Source organism: Pantoea sp. y20 (genome assembly GCF_054903455.1).
Genome location: NZ_CM142816.1, coordinates 3,901,903 through 3,919,285 on the forward strand (window position 1 = coordinate 3,901,903; position 17,383 = coordinate 3,919,285).

Consider the following 17,383-nt stretch of genomic DNA (forward strand, 5'->3'; position numbering starts at 1 on the left):
GTTTATCCCTGAATTCCGTAGTGTTCCAGCATCGCATCGAGCTGCGGTTCACGACCACGGAAGCGTTTGAACAGCTCCATTGGCTCTTCGGAACCGCCACGCGTCAGGATGTTGTCGAGGAACGACTGACCAGTCTGACGGTTGAAAATGCCCTCTTCTTCGAAGCGCGAATAGGCATCGGCAGCCAGCACGTCGGCCCACAGATAGCTGTAGTAACCGGCCGCATATCCGCCAGCAAAGACGTGGCTGAAGGCGTGCGGGAAACGGCCCCATTCCGGGCTTGGCACCACGGCAACCTGCTTCTTCACTTCACGCAGGGTTTCGAGGATGCGCGCACCTTGCGCGGGATCGAACTCGGTATGCAGACGGAAATCGAACAGGCCGAACTCCAGCTGACGCAGGATAAACAGCGCCGCCTGATAGTTTTTCGCCGCCAGCATTTTATCCAGCAGTTCCTTCGGCAGCGGTTCGCCGGTTTCGTAGTGGCCGGAGATAAACGCCAGCGCTTCCGGCTCCCAGCACCAGTTTTCCATAAACTGGCTCGGCAGCTCGACGGCATCCCACGGCACACCGCTGATGCCAGACACGCCCGGCGTTTCGATGCGCGTCAGCATATGATGCAGACCGTGACCGAATTCATGGAACAACGTGATCACTTCATCGTGCGTGAACAGCGCCGGTTTGCCCTGCAGCGGACGGTTAAAGTTGCAGGTGAGATAGGCCACCGGCTTCTGCAGACTGCCGTCGGCTTTACGCATCTGGCCGACGCAATCGTCCATCCACGCACCGCCACGCTTGTGTTCACGTGCGTAGAGATCGAGGTAGAAGCTGCCGCGCAGTTCACCGCTTTCGTCGAACAGGTCGAAGAAGCGCACGTCTGGATGGTAAACATCGACGTCTTTACGCTCTTTAGCGGTGATGCCGTAAATGCGTTTAACCACCTCGAACAGACCACTTACCGCGCGCGCTTCCGGGAAGTACGGACGCAGCTGCTCGTCGCTGATGGTGTAGAGATGCTGTTTCTGTTTCTCGCCGTAATACGTCAGATCCCACGGATTCATCTCGTCGACGCCGTACTCTTTCTTCGCGAAGGCGCGCAGCTGAGCCAGCTCTTTTTCACCCTGCGGACGGGCGCGTTTCGCCAGATCGGTCAGGAAGTCGATGACCTGCGCCGGATTTTCCGCCATTTTGGTTGCCAGCGATTTGTCGGCGTAAGAGTCGAAGCCCAGCAGCTGAGCCAGTTCATGACGCAGCGCCAGCTCTTCCGCCATCACCGGACCGTTGTCCCATTTGCCGGCATTCGGGCCCTGTTCGGAAGCACGCGTTGAATACGCGCGGTACAGCTCTTCACGCAGCGCAGCGTTGTCGCAGTAAGTCATCACCGGCAGATAGCTTGGGATATCCAGCGTCAGCAGCCAGCCTTGTTGCTCTTTGGCTTCGGCCTGCGCTTTGGCGGCGGCCAGCGCGCTTTCCGGCATACCCGCCAGCTCCGCTTCATCGGTCACCAGCTTGCTCCAGCCCATGGTGGCGTCGAGCACGTTGTTGCTGTAGGTCGAACCCAGTTCAGAAAGACGTGCCGCGATTTCGCCGTAGCGCTTTTGCTTCTCTTTATCGAGGCCGATACCGGACAGCTCGAAATCACGCAGGCTGTTATCCACCGCTTTCTTCTGCGCGGTATCCAGCGCCGCGTAGCTATCGCCCTCTTTCAGGTTGCGATAGGCCTGATACAAACCTTCATTCTGGCCGACCCAGGTGCTGTATTCGGACAGCAGCGGCAGCGTTTGCTCGTAAGCTTCGCGCAGTTCCGGGCTGTTTTTCACCGAGTTCAGATGGCTGACCGGCGAGAACAGGCGACCTAAGCGATCGTCAACTTCAGCCAGCGGCTGCACCAGATTTTCCCAGGTGTAAGGCGCGCCTTGCGCCACAACGCGCTCCACCGCTGCGCGACAGTCGTTCAGCGCTTCGGTAACCGCAGGAACCACATGTTCAGGTTTGATAGCAGAAAACGGGGGCAGCGAAAAAGGCGTGAGTAACGGATTGGTCATAAGCGCAGTCCTTTCATGATGAAGTAGTGGCGCGAATGCTCGCGCGACGCATTTTACTAACATGCGGCTTGATGACAGGAAAATCAATGCCACTGAGCCTGTACCCATGAAGAAAAGGCTGCGCTAAGACTCAGGCGGAGAGTAAAAACACGGTAATAATCCAGCATCACCGCCGATGACGTTGTCTCATCACATGTTCCTGTCACGGCTTAAAAGACAACAAAGGCTTCAGCGCTATTGGTTTAATAGTGCTGAAGCCCATGCAAAGCGGGAATTATCGTACGGCAGCTTAATGCTCAGGGGATTAAATACAGATGTTTAACCGGCCTGACGAATAATTAGCTGTGACAGACGTGTCTTAATACGGAAGCACAATTCACGAATCTGGAATTGATAACGCGGCATCACTAAGTCGTTAATATCCGCGCCAATGGAATCTTTAATTTGCAGGTATTTATTGGTCTGGGCACCGATTTTCTGGAATTCGGCCTGATAGCTGTCAAATGACGCTTGGCTATACAGACGCATCGCGTCGAGCTCTTTACGGCACTGCTGAATATTGCTGGAACGGTCGTCACTGAGTGAAGCCGTCGCGGGTTGCGCCGGCGCTGAAGCCACAAATGGCGTACCTTGCTGCTCTGGCGCGGTTTGCGCGGCGGATTGTTCGTCCGCAGTCGGCGGCGTTACTAAACTATGAACGGGTTGTTGTTTCGCGCAGCCAGTCAGTACCAACAGGCTTGCCACCGCGACACCAGTCATTTTTTTCATTATTGTCACCAGGAGTTGTTTGAGATGCTTTAAGCAAAAAATTATACGGTCTTCACCGGAAAGTTTCCTGCCAGAACCACCTGGCATTTCGCTCATGACCGCTTCGTTATCGGAAACTAACTTACTTAATCCGCGATGAAATTTCGAGTATCACGTCATTTCGTAGCAAATTACCGACAAGAAGTCTGATCGCAACCGGCTATAGCGGCGCATTGGCGCAAAACTTAAGCGGCAGCCAAAACGTCAGCAATTTTTATGCAGCGCGGCTATAATCGCGCCACACACGATGTTTTCACTCCCTTTGATGCAACCGCGGACCCCCTTTTTTTATGCTGAGTTATCGCCACAGTTTTCATGCCGGCAACCATGCCGACGTGCTGAAACACACCGTTGAAAGCCTGATCCTCACCGCCCTGATGGAGAAGGAAAAACCTTTCCTCTATCTGGATACCCACGCCGGTGCCGGACGTTACCTGCTGAGCGGAGAGCACGCCGAGCGTACCGGTGAATATCTGGAAGGCATTGGCCGCATCTGGCAGCAGCCGGATGTGCCGGAGTTGCTCAAGCCGTATCTCTCGGCGGTGCGTAATCTCAATCCGCACGGCACCTTAAAGTACTATCCTGGTTCGCCGTTGATTGCCCGCTTCCTGCTGCGTGAAGAGGACAAAATGGAGCTGACCGAGCTGCACTCCAGCGATTACCCGCTGCTGCGCACCGAGTTCAGCAAAGATTCCCGTGCGCGCGTGGCGCGTGGTGATGGCTACCAACAGCTGAAAGCCAAGCTGCCGCCGCTGAGCCGTCGCGGCCTGATTCTGATCGATCCGCCGTATGAGTTGAAAAGCGATTATCAGGATGTGGTGAAAGGCATTCAGGAAGGTCACAAGCGTTTCGCCACCGGCGTGTTTGCGCTGTGGTATCCGGTGGTGATGCGTCAGCAGATCAAACACATGGTTAAAGATCTGCAGGCCACCAATATCCGCAACATTCTGCAGATTGAACTGGCGGTGCGTCCGGACAGCGATCAGCGCGGCATGACGGCTTCCGGCATGATCGTGATTAACCCGCCGTGGAAGCTGAAAGCACAGATGGAAGAGCTGCTGCCATGGCTGCATCAGAAGCTGGTGCCCGCCGGAACCGGTCACTTCAGCGTCACGCAGATCGTGCCAGAGTAAGTTCGCCTTACCGCGTCGCCAGCCTATCAGGACTATTATCATGTGGATCATTCTGGCTGGCGCGCTTGCTATGCTGTCGCCCGCCAAACGTTTTTCGGTACTGCTGCTCACGCTCGCCACCATTCTTGGGCTGTTCGAGGATGTGCTGGATTGGCCAGCGATGCTGCTGCTCGGCGCCATTGCCGTCATCGCCTGGATTCGCGTGGAAAATAACGCGCGCTGGATTCAGTGGGTGAGTGAAGCCGCGCTGGTTGCCATTGCCATCGGCCTGTTTGTACACTTTTTCCCGGGCTTCAAAAATCCGCGCCAGGTGGAAGATGTGCAGGCCGGGCCGCTCAGCCTGCCCTTTAGTTTCTCGTACAACTTCGATAAAGCGCTGATTCCGTTTGTGCTGCTCATCTGCTTGCCGCAGCTGTTCCGCACCCAATCCGCGCCGCCGCGACTTAAAATTTTGTGGCTGGCGCTGCTGGCGGCGATTCCGCTGCTGTTGTATGTCGCGGTGCAGTTTGGTGGCCTGGCCGTTGAACCCCACTGGCCGGAATGGTTGGGCAGTTTTATGCTGGCGAACCTGTTCTTCGTATCACTGGCAGAAGAAGCGTTCTTTCGTGGCTATCTGCAACAGCGTCTGCGCCAGCACATTGGTGCCGTGGCGGCCCTGTTGCTGACGTCGCTGCTGTTTGGTCTGGCGCATTTCCCTGGCGGACCGCTGCTGATGATCTTCGCCACGCTCGCCGGATTGATTTACGGCCTGGCGTGGCAGTGGAGCGGACGCCTGTGGGTCGCCACCGGCATCCATTTCCTGTTCAACATGACGCATCTGCTGTTCTTCACCTATCCGGCGCTACAGCACTAAACCTCGAACACCGCGAAATCATGTGCCAGCTCGGTCGCTGCAAACACCGACTGGCACTCCGCCAACAGTTTTTCCCGATCCTTAGACAAATAGCGCGAGCTGAAATGCGTGGCGATCATGCGCTTCGCCCCCGACTGTTTCGCCACCTCCGCAGCCTGAATGGTGGTTGAGTGGCCGCGTCCATTGGCTTTCTCCTGCAGCGCCGCCTCCAGTGTGGTCTCATGCACCATCACATCAGCATTTGCGGCCAGCTGGAGCGCCACGTCGGTGGGCGCGGTATCGCCAAATATTGCCAGCACTTTGCCTTTGGTTGCCGGGCCAAGATAATCCGCGCCGTTGATCTCGCGACCATCTTCCAGCTGGATGCGCTTACCCGCTTTCAAATCCTGATACCACGGCCCGCGCGGTACGCCTTCGGCTTTCAGGCGCGGCGCATCAAGGAAGCCCGGTTTATCGTGCTGCTCAATGCGATAGCCATAACACTCAATCACATGATTCATCGGCCAGGCCGTCACGCGCACTTCGCCGTCATCCAGCACCAAACCGGCGTCGATCTCGATAATCTCCAGCGGATAAGAAGTGTACGAGCCACTCAAACTGAGCGCCGTCTCAATAAACTGGCGAATACCTTTCGGCCCGTAAATGGTCATCGGTTCGGGGATGCCGGCCATGGAGCGGCTGGTGAGCAAGCCCGGCAGCCCAAAGATGTGGTCGCCGTGCAGATGGGTGATAAAGATTTTCTCCAGCTTGCCCGGCTTCAGCGCAGAGCGCATGTATTGATGCTGCGTCGCCTCGCCGCAGTCAAACAGCCAGGTATCGCCGCGTTTCGACAGCGTCAGCGCTATCGCGGTGACATTACGTTGCAGGCTGGGCGCACCGCCGCCGGTGCCGAGGAATGTCAGTTGCATGCTATGCTTCCCTGTAATCGGACATAAAAATCAATGCTATTACAATCATAGGTGCAATCTTTGCGTCAATAATCGTCATAGCGTTAAACTCTATGCCAATTTTCTTCCAACAGACGGACATAACGGATGACCAGACATTTTGACTACCTCGCCATCGGCGGCGGCAGCGGCGGTATCGCCTCGATTAACCGTGCTGCGATGCATGGCCAGAAGTGCGCGCTGATTGAAGCCAAAGAGCTGGGCGGCACCTGTGTCAACGTCGGCTGCGTACCGAAAAAGGTTATGTGGCATGCGGCGCAAATCGCTGAAGCTATTCATCTTTATGGGCCAGATTATGGCTTCGATACCACGGTAAACCGGTTTGACTGGTCAATTCTGGTGAAAAACCGCAGCGCCTACATCGACCGCATTCACAGCTCGTACGACAACGTGCTGGGTAAAAACAAGGTTGAGGTGATCAAAGGTTTCGCGCGCTTTATTGATGCCAACACCGTGGAAGTGAATGGTGAAACACTCACTGCCGATCATATTCTGATCGCCACCGGCGGGCGTCCAAGCCATCCAAAGGTGCCGGGCGCGGAATACGGTATCGATTCTGACGGTTTCTTCGAACTCGATGCGCTGCCAAAACGCGTGGCGGTCGTGGGCGCGGGTTACATCGCGGTGGAGCTGGCGGGCGTGGTCAATGCGCTGGGTGCGGAAACCCATCTCTTCGTGCGTAAGCATGCGCCTCTGCGCAGCTTCGATCCGCTAATCGTCGATACGCTGGTAGAAGTGATGCAGGCCGAAGGCCCAACGCTGCACACCGAGTCGATTCCAAAAGCCGTGATTAAAAACGCCGACGGCAGCCTGACGCTGCAGCTGGAAAGCGGCCACGAGCAAACCGTGGATTGCCTGGTGTGGGCGATTGGCCGTGAGCCGGCGACCGACAACCTCAACCTGGCAGCAACCGGCGTGGCGCTGAACGACAAAGGTTACATCAAGGTCGATAAGTTCCAGAACACCAACGTGAAAGGCATCTACGCGGTGGGCGACAACACCGGCGCGGTGGAACTGACGCCGGTGGCCGTGGCGGCAGGTCGTCGTCTTTCCGAGCGCCTGTTCAACAACAAACCGGACGAGCATCTGGATTACAGCAACGTGCCGACCGTGGTGTTCAGCCATCCGCCGATTGGCACCGTGGGCCTGACCGAACCGCAGGCGCGCGAACAGTACGGCGACGATCAGGTGAAAGTGTATAAATCTTCTTTCACCGCGATGTATACCGCCGTTACCCAGCATCGCCAGCCGTGCCGTATGAAGCTGGTGTGCGTTGGCCCGGAAGAGAAGATTGTCGGCATTCACGGTATCGGTAACGGTATGGATGAGATGCTGCAAGGCTTCGCGGTGGCGCTGAAAATGGGCGCAACCAAGCAAGACTTCGATAACACCGTAGCGATTCACCCAACAGCGGCGGAAGAGTTTGTGACGATGCGTTAATATCGGTTTATTTAATAACCCGCTAATCTCGTGAATAATATCAGGATGCATAAGCATCCTGATATTATCTTATTAAATCTCGTCGCTATCTTTTTCCAGTTTAGCAGGTTTAACAAGTGATTTCTTTTCGGCTGAAGCCAATCTACGCGCAACTTTTTTTACATCTTCTGCAGCCGGTAAACATTCAGGTGTGATTCCCCGACTGAGTAACGTGTCTCTTACCGCCTGATTATTATTAACATGCTCACCAGATATTTGCCGCTCACTTTGCATTCGGAGTGTGCGAGCATTATGAATAGTAATCTCTGTGGCAAAATCCTTGGCTTTTAAAATAATGGTTGGTGCGAAATCGGCTAACGGACGACTTTCTGGTACTACCCATTGTGCTTTCATAACCTGGGTACTGCGATTAAACAGTGCAAAATCACCTTTACTGCGAATAAGTGCGAAGTTCTGGCTTCCACCCGTTTGTTCGTAGATAACGTTTGAAAGCTCTTTTTCAGTTCCGCTTAATTTTTTCCTGGCCTGCACCCGCTCAGTTTCCAGCAGCCTTAATTCAATAAGCTCAGCTTTACGCGTCTGCATGGCAAAGTAAGTCTGCGCAAAGGCAATCTCCTGCTTTCTGGGATCGCCGTTTTGGGCAATCAGATAACATGCGTACCGCGTAAGCATGACATCATCTATCTCGCGCTTCCCACCTTTGCCAAGTTCGATCATTTTCCCGACGTCGGCAAAATGATCCAGCACATCATGACCTGAGATCTCGCAAGCCGTTTTGGCTTTCAAAACCACACTTTGAAAGTTGTCCCATTTGCCATATCCCAGCAGATGTTGCACATCCCGCGCCAACCAGAACTCCACACCGCTATCAGTTTGTTGAGAACAGCCTACAAAAGCATCGGTCAGCATCTTAATATGTTTGTTTTCCATCATTCCCCCAGAGCTGCGTGTTCACATATCACTCGGAGGATCAAACTGAACAGCCTTCCGCTATACCGATAGCAGATCCGTCTTGTTTTTCGTTAATGCTTATTGAACCTCAACCGCAATCAGTCATTAAAGTAGGCGGGTATACTTCATTTCCTGAAATACAAAATCCGTTTTCTTCACTACTCAATAATCCACGCACAGGATAAGATTTATTTCGTTGCTGTAGGGTGCGCATTAATACGCACCGCAAACTTCATGGCATTGCCAGCTTATTTATTTTTACGGGGAGAACGGTGTGAACAAAGGTCGGAATCGGGCATGAATATTATTGATATCATTATGTCCGCAGGCAAAGCCTCGGTAGACGTGGCGCTCTACACATTGATTCCGATTATGGTGGTGATGTTATTCATCATGAAATATCTGGAGGTCAAAGGCGTACTGGATTTTGTTGTACGTCATGCCACACCGTTATTAAAACCCTTCGGTATTACCGGGCTGGCATTTTTTGCCATGATTCAACTTAATTTCGTCAGCTTCGCGGCCCCGCTGGCGGCGCTGGCCATCATGGAAGAGCGCGGTACGTCCGATCGTCATATGGCGGCCACGCTGGCGATGCTGTTTGCGATGGGCCAGGCCAGCACCTTTTATCCCCTGATTCCGGCGGGATTACACTGGAGCACAGCGCTAATTATTTCGATCTGCGGCGGTGTATTAGCAGCGGCGGCAACCTATCACCTGTTTGGCCGCAAACTTTCCGATGCGGCGCTATTAAATGAAGATGAGGCCGTTACCAACAGCGAAAATAAAATGGGGCTGATTGGCATCATTAATAGCGCCGGATCCGATGCGATTCGTCTGGCGCTGGGTTCGCTGCCGATGCTGATTATTTCATTATCGGTGGTTGGCATGTTGAAAGAAGCGGGCGGGATTGAAATGCTTACGCGTCTGGTGTCGCCGCTGCTGGATAAGCTGAATATTTCCAAAGTCTATATTCTTCCGGCGCTGACCAAATGTCTGGCGGGCGGCACCGCCTATTACGGCGTGGTGGCGGGATTGGTGGAGAAAGGATTATACAGCGCGCACAACATCAACGCCTCGGCGGGATTACTGATTCAGACCTTTGACCTGCCCGGCATCGGGATTTACCTTGGCCTGTCGAGCCGATTCCCGCGCCTGTTCCGCTTTGCCGTGCCTGGCATTCTGCTCGGTATTGCGCTGCGTGCGACGGTGCACGCCATTCTATTCTGAAGATGGCTCAAAAGCGTTGATGATGGATAGCCGCCAAACCCTCTGCTTTGTGATTATATAGAACTAAAACACAGTAAAAATCTATATACATTGCAGATATAGAAAAGAATATCTATAATATCTAAATCCAGTGAGGAGTGTTTGTAACAAGTGAGGTAAGGGAATGCCAGAGCTACATTGGCGCAAAGCTGCTCTGAATCAGATGCGAGCCATTGCAGACGCTAACGAAAGGAAGAAGCTGAATGAGCAAGTGAATGAGTTAAAAAAGTTTCCGCTTGTTCCGCCCAATCTGGATGTTAAGTCTTTGAAAAATGGTCAGGCTGACTATCGGCTTAGATGGGGAAATTATCGTGTTTTGTTCGACTATAACAAAGGCGAGGAACCGAAAATCATCGCTATTCAGCAGGTAATGAGACGTACCAGCGGAACATATAAATAATCAAGGTAGAGATTTGCTGCCTTAATTCACAGATTCTCAACTCGTTTTCAAAAAACTGATAACGCTGAATACTGGAACATACATCCTATGATCGAATTCATCACTGACAGTGCTGGCAACCGCAAAGCGGCAATTGTTCCCATCGAGCTGTTCGAAAAAATGACTCAACATGCTGATTTCACTGAACTATGGGAATCAATCCCTTACGAATCCGGTATTAATGATGACGCCTTGATTCCAGGTGACGTCGTAGACATCGCCATTAATAAGGGTGTCACCCTTCATGCCGCATGGCGTATTTATCGTAAGCTGACTCAAAAGCAGGTTGCTGAAGCGCTTGGCATCACGCAAGCGTCTGTCTCCGCCATGGAAAAAAGCGAAAAACCGCGTGATTTTAATCTCGCCAAGCTCGCTGAGCTTTACGAGTGCATGCCAGAACAACTTACCGATGATTAAACAAAAAGCCGGTCTTCCCGGCTTTTTTGTGCCACGCGTTCTGCATGGCACTCGCGTGATTTTTAAATTATACGATTACACATCCGCGCCGAATGCCACATCGCGTTGCCCGCGCAGCTCCGCCAACCGCCCTTCCAGCGCCGCTTCGATGTTCTGATACGCCGTACTGCCAAGCGCTAAACGCAGCGGCATGCTGGCCTGATCCAGCGTGGCGATCATCGCCGTAACGCATTTCCCGGCATCGCCGGCAATGGTGAAATCGCCTGAAAGAATTGCCTGCCGCAATTGGCCAGCAGCGTTTTCACGATAAACTTCTAGCGCATCTGCCACGTCCAGCCCGGCGCCAAAATGGGTTGCGGTGGGGCCCGGCTCGACCAGCAGGAAATCGATACCGAAACTGGCGACTTCCTGGCGTACCGCCTCGACAAATCCTTCAATCCCCCATTTCGTGGCGTGATACAGGCTGAAATTGGGATAAGCGACCTGGCCGCCTTCCGAGGAAACCTGTGCGATGCGCCCGCCGCCTTGCTGGCGCAGGAGCGGGATCACCGCGCGAATCAGCTGGATTGAGCCGGTAAGATTGGTGGCGATCTGCCGATCAATCTGCGCATCGCTCAACTCTTCAGCTGCGCCGAACAGGCCGTAAGCGGCATTGCTCACCACCACATCAATGCGATCGACGGCGGCAAAGGCGCGTTCAATGGTGGGCGCGATGCTGGCGGTGTGCGCCAGATCGAGCGTAATAACCTGCAGCCGTTCGCCATAGGTTTGCTGCAGATCGGCCATCACCTGTTCACGCCGCACCGTCGCTACTACGCGATCGCCACGCGCCAGTAAACGTTCACTCATCAATCGGCCCAGCCCGCTGCTGGCGCCAGTAATCAACCAGGTTTTCATCTTGTGCTCCTCATATTGAAAACCTGATGGTAGATCGCTTTACTGGTGGAGATAATCCACCTAATCGCGCATGATCCGGTGAGGAAAAGCCACCAATGAGACGTCCTTCCTGGCACGAACTGCAGGCCATCAAAACGCTGGGCGAGCAGCGCAGCTTTCGTCGTGCCGCTGAAATGCTCGGCCTCAAGCGCTCGTCACTCAGCCATCTGGTGAAAACGCTGGAGCACAATCTGGGCGTACAGCTGTTTCAACGCACCACACGTAGCGTGTCGCTCACCGATGCCGGGCAGCAACTGCTGGATCGACTGTCGCCGCTGCTGAACCAGATGGATGATGTGCTGCACGACATCTCCGCCAGCCGCCATCAGCATTACGGCACGCTGCGCATCAGCGCCAGCGATGCCGCGATCGCTTTGCTGCTGGAGCACGTGGTGGCGGACTTTAGCGCGCGCTATCCCGATATCCAGCTCGATTTTGCCGCGCAAGGTGCGTTGGTGGATATCACCGCCGCCGGTTTTGATGCCGGCATTCGGCTGATTGAGGATGTGCCGCAGGATATGGTGGCCGTTCCGCTTGGCGGCCCGCTGACGTTTGTCACCGTCGCCGCGCCCGCTTATCTGGCGAGAAACGCGGCGGTTAATCATCCGCGCGATCTGCTACAGCAACAGTGCATTCGCCAGCGCTTACCGAGCGGAAAACGTTATCAGTGGGAATATGCGCAGGCGGAAGAAAAGCAGGAGATTGACGTGCCAGGCACGCTGACTTTGGACAGCAACGCGCTGATGGCGCAGGCCGCTCTCGCCGGTTTAGGCATTGCTTATGTGCCGTCGCTGTATGTCGAGAAAGAGATGCGCAGCGGCCAGTTGGTGGAGCTGCTGGCCGATTGGCGGGTGCAATCGGCGGGGATTGCGCTGTGGTTCCCACCCAACCGGCATCAATCCATGGCGCTGCGGCTGTTTATCGATGCGCTGAAAATCAGCCTGCCGCGTCATGCGTGAGGCGAGCAGCACGGCTTTTGTCTTAAAACCTGTAGCAATGGCGTTGATCACCTCATGCCCGGCGGCGTAACCTGTCGCCACAAAACCTAAAAAATACACCATCGCAAAATGATCGTACGTCCTCACCAACACTGGTTTCTCCGGCTATTTGACTGGCATGGATCGGTGCTCAGCAACATCGTGTTCCGCCTGTCGCTTAACCTGCTGATGTCGCTGATCGCCATCTTTGGCTATCCGTGGTACTCCACTTTCGGCATTCACCTCACCACCGCGCCTTTTAGCCTGGTTGGGGTGTCGATCGCCATCTTCCTCGGCTTTCGCAATAACGCCAGCTATGCGCGCTTTCTTGAAGCCCGCACCTTGTGGGGCAGCCTGCATATCACCCAGCGCTCGCTGCTGCGGCAGATCAAAAGCATGCGTGGCGTGAGCGAAGAACAGGTGCGGGAATTTACCGGCTTGCTGCTGGCGTTCTGCTGGTGTCTGAAACATCGCCTGCGTAAAACCGATGTGCAGGCCGATTTAAAGCGTTTGCTGCCGGCTAACTGGCGCAGCGCGGTGTTGCATCATCCGATGCCGACGTCGCAGATTTTAGTGTGTTTGAGTGAATGGCTGGCGCTACGCCGCGATGAAGGGTTGGTGTCGGATATTGTCTGGCAAAGCATTGATGAGAATCTGAATCAGCTATCAGCGATTCTGGGCGGTTGCGATCGCATTGCCAGCACACCGATTCCGTTCGCCTACAGCCTAATTCTGCATCGCACCGTTTATCTGTTCTGCACGCTGCTGCCGTTTGCGCTGGTAGCGGATTTGCACCTGATGACGCCGCTGGTGTCGATGTTTATCTCCTACACCTTTTTATCGCTGGAAGCGCTGGCGGAGGAGCTGGAACATCCGTTTGGCACCGCACCGAATCATCTGCCGCTCGATGCGCTGTGCGTCACTATCGAACGCAATTTGAAAGCGATGAATGGCGATATGCCACTACCGGAACCGCTGCAGCCGGATGCGCATTTCAATTTGACGTAATTAACTCTGATTATCCAACCAACGCACATACGCCTGATCCCACAACGCGGCAGGCGTGCCCGCTTTGCCGAGACCAAAACCGTGACCGCCGCTGCTGAGCTCAATCAGCTCAACCGGCACGCGCATGCGGCGGCAGGTATCGCGCATCAGTTCAGTATTATGAGGATTGGAGGTGCGATCGTCCTCGGCCTGCGCGAGGAACGTGGGTGGATATTGGCGTGTGACGTAATTTTGCACTGACCAGTTGGCTTCCTGGGTTGGCGTGGCGTTTTTCCCCACCATCATCAGATGCGTGTTGGTGTGCTGATACGGCGCTTCAAGGGTGATCACCGGATAAATCAGGCCAACGCTATCCACCTTCGGCCTGATTTGGTCAAGCGGATCCTGCGCCGGATAGGATTCGAAATCCGGACGCGCCGCCGCCATACCAAGCAGATGGCCACCGGCAGAAAAGCCCAGCACATGCACTTTGCGCTCCATCGAACGCACCAGACGAATGGCGCGCTGCGCATCCTGCAGCGGTGCCAGATTGCCCGCCTGCCACTTCTCACCCGGCAAACGGTAGCTGAGCACATACACGGTATAACCGTTGGCATTAAGCCAGCGCGCTACCGGCCAGGCTTCGCGGCCCATGCCGATAAAACGATAGCCGCCGCCCGCCGCCACAATCACCGCTTCGCCGTTGGGATTTTCCGGGCGGAAACGCTGAATCGCGGGTGAAACGATATTGGTCCAGGAGCCGTGCGAATTCACTTTAAGCAAGCCGGAAGGACCGCCGCCGCCCGGCGGATCGTCGGGCCACAACGGAATGACGTCATCGCGGGCAAACAGCTTGCCCGCGGTCATCGAGAGAACGGTTGCTCCAGTAGCCAACAAAAAGTGACGACGTGTAATCATCTTGCCCAGTGCCAGTATGCAAAAAATGCCAGCTTCAACAGCTGAATCTCATTATGTGACGCGTGTCTGATTTCGACGTTGGCGATTATGTACGTAAATCGTACAAAAAAGCCATAAAAAACGCGCCTAAAAAGGCGCGAGCTTTTTCGAATACCCTAAATAATTCGAGCTGCAGGAAGGCGGCAAGGGGGTGAATCCCCAGGAGCTTACAAAAGTAAGTGACTGGGGTGAACACACGCAGCCAACGCACCTGCAGCTCGAAGTATGACGGGTATTAATCTTGTTGCTGGAATTGCGTCATCACTGTTTGTTCGCACTGCTGCTGATCTTTACGCAGTTTGCCGCGCTCATCCTCGCCCAACTCCAGCCACGCGCTAATCACTTCCTGCGCGATTTCTTCATTGAATTCAGGCTGCTGCATGGCCGAAGAAGACTGGCTGGCCGCGAGTTGCGACTTCAGCTTCTCGGTGTAGCCATCCAAATCGCTGGTCTTCTTTTCACTGCTCACCAGATGACACAGCTGGCTGGCATAAACATTCTCTTCCTGATTATTGTCACCGTCGGCAGCCAACGCACCGGCCGACAGCGACAGCCCAACGAGGGCGAGTAATAACGCTTTCATAATAGGCTCCAATAATTTCCAATAAATCATTTTTCGTTCTGTTCGGCGCGGGCGGCCTGACGGGCAGCACGCCAGTTTAACAATGGCGTGACCGTGATGCCGTGCAACACAATGCTGCACACCACTAACGTCAGCGCCATGTCCACCATCTGTTCCGCCTGCGGTCCACGCATGCCGTGCACCCATGCATAGGCAATATAATTGATACTGCCGATGCCGCGAATACCCAACCAGCCAATTAGCAAGCGTCGCATCAGCGGAATATCGCAGCGCCATGTGGTGATCCACACCGCCAGCGGGCGCACCACCACAAACAGCAGCAGCGCCAGGCCAATGCCGGTGAGATTCCAGTGCTGCGCCAGCGTAATACCGAGCACCACCATCATGCCCGCCGCCAGCAAACGCTCGATAGTATCACCAAAGGAGAGCGCATCGCCGATCACCAAACCCACCGATTTCACCATGCCGCTGCTGCCCTGCGCCATCCGCTGACCGGTATTCACGCGCGCTTCAGCCGGTAAGAAACGCTCCTCTTCAGACATCTCATCTTGCGGATAGTGCTTCACCACGCGCAATTCCGCACGACGTAAACCGACGCCAGCCGCAAAGGTGGCGAGGAAGCCCGACGCATCCACCGACTGCGCGGCGGCATAGCTGAGCGCAATCAGCGCCAGCGCGAACAGATCGTTGGGTGCCAGATCCTGATTGGCGGTACGTAAATGCGTCGCCAGCTGGCCGATCAGCCAGCCCAGCGCAAAGCCGATTCCCAGCCCGCCGCCAATCGCCCACAGCGCATCTTTGGCGAACCATTCACCGAGCGCAGCGGTGCTGAGTTCGCCCGGCTGCAACAGCAAAATTGCCAGCATCAGCAGCGGCAGCGCCGAGCCGTCGTTCATGCCCGCTTCGCTGGAGAGCGCCACGCGCAGGGCATCGTCGTCACGCGCATCGTTCACTGAAATCAGGCTGGCGAGCACCGGATCGGTCGGCGCGACAATGGCACCAAACGCCAGCGACATCGCCCAGTCAAAGCCGGTGATCCAGTGCACCAGCACCGTCATGCCGCCGACGGTGAGCAGCATCGCGGGAAACGCCAGCCTGACGCCAAGCCGCCACGAATGCGCGTTGAGCGGTAAGCGCAGTTTCAGCCCGGTGATAAACAGCGAGGCTGCCATCGCGATTTCAGTAAGATGCGCGGCGAGGTTGGCGTGACCGATGATGTCGACTTGCAGCAGATTGAGCATCCACGGGCCACACAGAATGCCCGCGAACAGGTAGAGACCAAATGAGGTCACTGGCCCGCGGTGTATCCAACCGGAAGCCAGTGACATAAGAAGTAAAAGACCGCCGGTGGCGGCGGTCCAGGCCAGGAAATTCATAACGCTCCGTTTTTAAATAACATTCTCCTTTAAGCCTGGCACATGTTAGGCGATCAGTTTTTCAGATGACGGCTTGCGAGGCGAATCATCAGGGCAAGCGCAGCGGCCAATGTTGCGAGTGCAACCACGCCGGTCCAGCCCCAATGTGCCAGCGCCAGGCTACCCAGCGCCGCGCCGGTCGCCATGCCGATGAAAACAACGGTAAACATCAAGGCGTTAAGGCGGCTGCGTGCTTCTGGCGCCAGGCTGTAAACCAGCGTCTGATGCGCCACCAGCGTGGCCTGCACCCCCAAATCAAAACCGATGGTGCTGATGATAATCAGACCAAGCTGAGCCGGCATCGGCAGCAGCGGCAGCAGGAACATCAGCGCGAACGACACCATCACCAGCGTGGCACCGTACTGCGTAACACGCGCCGGACCGATGCGATCCGCCACGCTGCCCGCTAACGGCGCGGCTAGAGCGCCTGCCGCACCCGCAAGGCCGAATGCGCCAGCGACCGCGCTATCCAGATGGAAGCTTTGGCTGAGCATTAACGCCAGCGTTGACCAGAAGGCGCTAAAGCCCACCGACAACAAACCTTGTGCCAGCGCGGCGCGGCGCAGCGTTTGATGGTGCTGCCACAGATGCGCCAGCGACAGCAGCAAACGCGGATAGCTCACCGACGTGCCCGGCGTAAAGCGCGGCAGCACGCGCCACAGCGCCACGCTAATCAGCAACACCGCCGCCGCCGCAATCATGTACATGGTGCGCCAGCCGAAATACTCCGCCACCACGCCGCTTACCACGCGTGACAACAAAATCCCCACCAGCAATCCCGTCATTACCGTGCCGACGATTTTGCCGCGGCTGCGCTCCGGCGCTAACGCCGCTGAAGCGGGCACGATGTCCTGCGCCACGGTGGCGGTTAAACCGGTGACGAAGCTGGCGATCAGCAAGGCGTTCAATCCGCCCGAGAAGCCACACAGCAGCAGCGCGGCAACCAGCAGCAAACCTTTAATCAGAATAATGGTGCGACGATCGTGGCGGTCGCCGAGCGGAGCCAGCAGCAGAATCCCCAGCGCGTAACCGGCTTGCGTCAGCATTGGCACCATGCCGACGCTGCCAATCCCAACGTTGAATTGTTTGCTGATGATATCCAGCATCGGCTGGCTGTAGTAAATCGATGCGACGCTGAGTCCGGCACCGGCCGCGAGCGTGAAGACCAGCGGCGCGGGCAGTTTTTCAGCTGGCATGGCTGACGTTGATATAGCTGACATAGTGGAT

Annotated in this window: 17 protein-coding genes; 8 read left to right on the forward strand and 9 right to left on the reverse strand. The window is 55.5% G+C overall.

Annotation, left to right across the window (positions count from 1 at the left end; translation table 11 throughout):
* Positions 1–2: 2 nt before the first annotated feature.
* Together prlC and ACYAC5_RS18175 are read right to left on the reverse strand one after the other, a co-directional pair.
* Positions 3–2,045 (reverse strand): oligopeptidase A, encoded by a 2,043-nt coding sequence (gene prlC / locus ACYAC5_RS18170; protein ID WP_110867662.1) that lies wholly within the window; start codon positions 2,043–2,045, stop codon positions 3–5.
* Positions 2,046–2,363: 318 nt separating this feature from the next.
* Positions 2,364–2,813 (reverse strand): hypothetical protein, encoded by a 450-nt coding sequence (locus tag ACYAC5_RS18175; RefSeq protein WP_233501792.1) that lies wholly within the window; start codon positions 2,811–2,813, stop codon positions 2,364–2,366.
* A gap of 329 nt (positions 2,814–3,142) precedes the next feature.
* Here ACYAC5_RS18175 and ACYAC5_RS18180 point away from each other — a divergent pair, with 329 nt between their 5' ends.
* Complete coding sequence (locus tag ACYAC5_RS18180; RefSeq protein ID WP_101762727.1) at positions 3,143–3,985, forward strand: 23S rRNA (adenine(2030)-N(6))-methyltransferase RlmJ; 843 nt, start codon at positions 3,143–3,145, stop codon at positions 3,983–3,985.
* Positions 3,986–4,025: 40 nt separating this feature from the next.
* A complete protein-coding gene (locus tag ACYAC5_RS18185) occupies positions 4,026–4,838 on the forward strand; it encodes a lysostaphin resistance A-like protein (RefSeq protein ID WP_462062066.1) in 813 nt (270 codons plus the stop codon).
* Here the strand turns inward: ACYAC5_RS18185 and rnz are convergent.
* Complete coding sequence (gene rnz, locus ACYAC5_RS18190) at positions 4,835–5,746, reverse strand: ribonuclease Z (RefSeq protein ID WP_192414762.1); 912 nt, start codon at positions 5,744–5,746, stop codon at positions 4,835–4,837. The two genes, ACYAC5_RS18185 and rnz, sit on opposite strands and share 4 nt — an antisense overlap.
* Before the next feature lie 126 nt (positions 5,747–5,872).
* Here rnz and gorA point away from each other — a divergent pair, with 126 nt between their 5' ends.
* On the forward strand, positions 5,873–7,225 hold the full coding sequence (gene gorA, locus ACYAC5_RS18195; RefSeq protein ID WP_222185991.1) for a glutathione-disulfide reductase: 1,353 nt from the start codon (positions 5,873–5,875) through the stop codon (positions 7,223–7,225).
* Positions 7,226–7,297: 72 nt separating this feature from the next.
* On the opposite strand, the gene dinD is transcribed toward gorA, so the two are convergent.
* Positions 7,298–8,158 carry a DNA damage-inducible protein D gene (dinD, locus tag ACYAC5_RS18200; protein ID WP_462062067.1) on the reverse strand — a complete coding sequence of 287 codons (861 nt, stop codon included), beginning with the start codon at positions 8,156–8,158 and terminating at the stop codon, positions 7,298–7,300.
* A 315-nt stretch (positions 8,159–8,473) separates the two neighbouring features.
* Between dinD and ACYAC5_RS18205 the strand changes: the two genes are divergently transcribed.
* From ACYAC5_RS18205 to ACYAC5_RS18215, 3 genes are all read left to right on the forward strand, one after another.
* The gene (locus ACYAC5_RS18205) at positions 8,474–9,406 is read left to right on the forward strand and encodes a nucleoside recognition family protein (protein ID WP_462062068.1); all 933 of its coding nucleotides are present in this window, start codon (positions 8,474–8,476) and stop codon (positions 9,404–9,406) included.
* A gap of 163 nt (positions 9,407–9,569) precedes the next feature.
* On the forward strand, positions 9,570–9,845 hold the full coding sequence (locus tag ACYAC5_RS18210; protein WP_462062069.1) for a type II toxin-antitoxin system RelE family toxin: 276 nt from the start codon (positions 9,570–9,572) through the stop codon (positions 9,843–9,845).
* Between the two features lie 87 nt (positions 9,846–9,932).
* Positions 9,933–10,301, forward strand: a complete 369-nt coding sequence (locus tag ACYAC5_RS18215; protein ID WP_110867668.1) for a helix-turn-helix domain-containing protein — start codon at positions 9,933–9,935, stop codon at positions 10,299–10,301.
* A gap of 75 nt (positions 10,302–10,376) precedes the next feature.
* On the opposite strand, the gene ACYAC5_RS18220 is transcribed toward ACYAC5_RS18215, so the two are convergent.
* The gene (locus ACYAC5_RS18220; RefSeq protein ID WP_192414756.1) at positions 10,377–11,198 is read right to left on the reverse strand and encodes an SDR family oxidoreductase; all 822 of its coding nucleotides are present in this window, start codon (positions 11,196–11,198) and stop codon (positions 10,377–10,379) included.
* A gap of 95 nt (positions 11,199–11,293) precedes the next feature.
* Here ACYAC5_RS18220 and ACYAC5_RS18225 point away from each other — a divergent pair, with 95 nt between their 5' ends.
* Positions 11,294–12,196 carry a LysR family transcriptional regulator gene (locus ACYAC5_RS18225; protein ID WP_192414754.1) on the forward strand — a complete coding sequence of 301 codons (903 nt, stop codon included), beginning with the start codon at positions 11,294–11,296 and terminating at the stop codon, positions 12,194–12,196.
* A 108-nt stretch (positions 12,197–12,304) separates the two neighbouring features.
* A complete protein-coding gene (locus ACYAC5_RS18230) occupies positions 12,305–13,222 on the forward strand; it encodes a bestrophin family protein (RefSeq protein ID WP_192414752.1) in 918 nt (305 codons plus the stop codon).
* Here the strand turns inward: ACYAC5_RS18230 and ACYAC5_RS18235 are convergent, their stop codons facing one another.
* From ACYAC5_RS18235 to ACYAC5_RS18250, 4 genes are all read right to left on the reverse strand, one after another.
* The gene (locus ACYAC5_RS18235) at positions 13,223–14,119 is read right to left on the reverse strand and encodes an alpha/beta hydrolase (RefSeq protein WP_192414750.1); all 897 of its coding nucleotides are present in this window, start codon (positions 14,117–14,119) and stop codon (positions 13,223–13,225) included.
* Between the two features lie 274 nt (positions 14,120–14,393).
* The gene (locus ACYAC5_RS18240; protein ID WP_101762791.1) at positions 14,394–14,741 is read right to left on the reverse strand and encodes a hypothetical protein; all 348 of its coding nucleotides are present in this window, start codon (positions 14,739–14,741) and stop codon (positions 14,394–14,396) included.
* 26 nt (positions 14,742–14,767) lie between these two features.
* Positions 14,768–16,117 carry a cation:proton antiporter gene (locus tag ACYAC5_RS18245; protein ID WP_192414748.1) on the reverse strand — a complete coding sequence of 450 codons (1,350 nt, stop codon included), beginning with the start codon at positions 16,115–16,117 and terminating at the stop codon, positions 14,768–14,770.
* A gap of 53 nt (positions 16,118–16,170) precedes the next feature.
* Positions 16,171–17,376 carry an MFS transporter gene (locus tag ACYAC5_RS18250; protein WP_309832774.1) on the reverse strand — a complete coding sequence of 402 codons (1,206 nt, stop codon included), beginning with the start codon at positions 17,374–17,376 and terminating at the stop codon, positions 16,171–16,173.
* Between the last annotated feature and the right edge of the window lie 7 nt (positions 17,377–17,383).